A 3,507-nucleotide genomic window follows, 5' to 3' on the forward strand; every position below is an offset into this window, starting at 1 on the left:
AGCCAGCGGAATAAAAACTACTGGCAACACCGTGTATAATTAATGGCTGGTTCTCGCCTACTTACGAAAATCCTCGCGGATTTTCTATTCAGTTTTTATTTACTAAATTCCGTGCTTAGAACACGCCACTAATCATACACAAAACCGTTGTAAAAAATGGCGGAATTCACTCATAACTAGACAAACGAAACTCAAAAAAGCTTTTCTTTTTACGGTCGCGGAATTTTTTTCGATTTCTAACCAGTCCCATAAATGAAAAACGGAATTACAAAATCAGAAAAGTTTGCGGAATCTTGAATTGTTCAAATCCACTCTGAATAAAATCGAGTTGCGAAATTACTCACTCACACGGAATTTTCCACTCGAACGGAATCTAGTAGTTCGCGGATTTTGAGAACGGCGAAACTCACTCAATCGCACTATCTCAGGGAAAGCAACAACAAAATACAATAATTCCAGGCCACTTTTCACAACATCGCGTATAATTAATTGCTTGGCTTGTTCTTCTTCCGAAAACCCTCGCGGATGCCCAAGTTCGTTTTTATTTGCTAAATTAGCGCTTGAGACACGCAACTAATCATACTCAAGAGCGTTGTAAAAAATGGCGGAATTCACTCAGAACTAGACAAGCGGAATTCAAAAAACTATTCCTTTCACGGTCGCGGAATTTTTATTTCGGATTTCTAAACCAGTCCCATAAATGAAAAACGGAATTACAAAATCAGAAAAGTTTACGGAATCTTGAATTGATCAAATCCACTCTGAATAAAATCGTCTTGCGGAATTGCTCACTCATACGGAATTTCCCACTCGAGAGGAATCAAGTAGTTCGAGGATTTTGGGAACGGCGGAACTCACTCAATCGCACTATCTCAGGGAAAGCAACAACAAAACACCATAATTCCAGGCCACTTTTCACAACATCGCGTATAATTAATTGCTGGGTCTGTTCTTCTTCCGAAAACCCTCGTGGATGCCAAAGTTCGTTTTTATTTGCTAAATTAGCGCTTGAGACACGCAACTAATCATACTCAAGAGCGTTAGGCACAATGCCGACAAAAATAACCGTTGAAATGAAACACAGAAAACAAATATTATTACGTAACCATAGCCCACCAAATAACTATCTTTGGAATACAATTACGAATTTAAAAAAAAACAATTTAACAATATGAAAACATTATTTTTCTTTTTAGTATTAGCTACATCCTTAAGTTTGAATGCACAAATAACAAAAGGCAATTGGCTTGTTGGTGGTAATTTTAGGTTTTACAGTGAAAATTCTGAAAACACTAGCAATGATTTTACCACAACCCAAAAAGGGTTCGGTTTTAATTTATCCTCTAATTTAGGTTATTTCTTAAAAGACAGACTTGCTATAGGTCTTGTACCAACATTTGGCTATGGAAACCCAGAGGGTTCTGGAAATAGTGGATATGGTTTTGGAATAGGTCCTTTTGCTCGTTACTATTTTTTGGAAACTGATAAAAGAATAAACATTTTCTCACATTTAGAATACCAATTTGGGAATGGATATAGTAATGGAGATAAAGTTACCGAAAACCGAAACTTTAATATTAAAGCAGGTCCTTCTATCTTTTTCAATAGTAGTGTCGCTATAGAAATAACATTAGAATATGCTTATGGAAAAGTTACTTCTTTATCGGGAATTGGTAGTGAATCAAAAATTAATAATTTTAATATTGGAATAGGTTTTCAAATCCATTTAGAAAAATAATATTTTCATTAAAAAAACAAGATTATGAAATCAAAAATACATCTCTTAACAATTTTAATTACATTTTGTATTTACAATACATATGGACAAATTACAACTACCCTTGATGAAGTCTATGTTAATGGGCAGACAAGTGTTACGAACTGTGGTACTATAGATTTTGAAACCACTGAAAACAATACATTAACATTCTATTATACTTTAACGAAAACATCATCTTCAACTGGAGAAGGCTTTTTGAAAATAAAGTTAAAATATAATTCTTCAAGTAATGGAGCGGAAAGAGGTAATCAATATATTACTTCCAACTTATGGAATAGTAATCAATATGTGCATACTATTGCAACTAATATTGATGCTTCAGAAGTACAAGTTAATGGTAGCTCTATATATTTAGAGTTCACGGAAGTTTCTTCCCCTTTTGACTATTATAATAGTTGTGAGCATTCAATAATAAAAACACCTGTCCCATCATTTAGTCTAACACCAACTAATACAACGGTTTCTTGCGAAAGTACATCAGTAAAGAATTTTACGGTAACACCATCTAATATTCCAAATGGTGCAACGGTGAGCTATCAATGGAATGTTGGCAATGGTTGGGAAGACACAAATGGCAACCCTATTTCAAACTTTACAACCACATCCACTTTTGTCCAGTTGAGACCTTATCAATATCCACCAAATAATGTAAGTGTAACACCAATATTAAATGGTGTAAGTTATCCGCAATTAACATCTACGGTTAGCCTTGGGACATTTAATCCATTTATCAATATTGTTGGTGATGATTATGTTTGCAGTTCTGGTGTTTACACTCTTGACAATATATCAAGTTTCAATAATGTTACAGTTCAGTCTGTTAATTCGTCCAATACCAGTATCGCAACAGCAAGTTATAATGCAACTACTGGAGAAATTACAGTTACAAAAGTTTCAGATGGTATAATTACGCTTTCAGCGGTATTACAGAACTCTTGTAATCAAACAGTAACGAAAACAAAAGAGAACATTCAAATTGGTATTCCTTCTACTGTTTTTAATGCCACAATTACAGGTAATGATTCGGTTTGTCAAGGTCAGAATTACACTTACGCACTAAGTGGTGCAAACCACCCTTGTGTTAATGGTATTGTTTGGAGTGTAACGTCAAACTTGAATATAGTTTCACAATCTTCTAATACTATTATTGTAAGTAAAAATCCTTTCAGTACCGAATATGCTGGAGAAATAACAGCAAGTATTCTAGGAAGTACAGTAGAAGTTAACAAGGGTGTTTGGGTTGGCACGCCTAGTAATGATGGCTTAGTAATTCAGAAAATAGGCAGTTATGATTTATATGCTGGTCAATGGTCTAAACTAAGAGCTAGATACATACCACTAACGTATGTGTCAAACGACCCTTTAAATATTACTTTTGAATGGCAAATACCAAATAGTATGATTAGAAATTATGCTGACACCGCTTATAAAGATGTAAAACCAAGAAGCTCTGGACAACTTAATATTGGTGTTAGAGTAAATTGCGAATGTGGAAATGGAGAATGGGAATATAGATTATTTGATGTCGCTGGTGGAAATGGAAATGGCGGAGGTGTATTGACACCTGTTGGTGGAAATTAGAAAACTAAGCACTGTGCCTAATAACTAAGTATTCGGCTCGCCGATAGGCCAGAGCTGAATACTGTGTTGACGAATCCGGTTGATTTGCCGTCTATGGGTAAAACGATGAATTTAAAGAAGGATGGCTGGAGTTTGCGCTGTTATTG

2 protein-coding genes are annotated in these 3,507 nt (G+C 35.0%); both read left to right on the forward strand.

Annotation, left to right across the window (positions count from 1 at the left end; translation table 11 throughout):
* Positions 1–1,171: 1,171 nt before the first annotated feature.
* The gene (locus tag ESY88_RS20450; RefSeq protein WP_147088541.1) at positions 1,172–1,738 is read left to right on the forward strand and encodes a hypothetical protein; all 567 of its coding nucleotides are present in this window, start codon (positions 1,172–1,174) and stop codon (positions 1,736–1,738) included.
* Positions 1,739–1,762: 24 nt separating this feature from the next.
* On the forward strand, positions 1,763–3,361 hold the full coding sequence (locus ESY88_RS20455; RefSeq protein WP_147088542.1) for a hypothetical protein: 1,599 nt from the start codon (positions 1,763–1,765) through the stop codon (positions 3,359–3,361).
* The last annotated feature ends 146 nt before the right edge of the window (positions 3,362–3,507 follow it).

Origin of the sequence: Subsaximicrobium wynnwilliamsii, assembly GCF_007997225.1 — a bacterium.
Taxonomy (GTDB): domain Bacteria; phylum Bacteroidota; class Bacteroidia; order Flavobacteriales; family Flavobacteriaceae; genus Psychroserpens; species Psychroserpens wynnwilliamsii.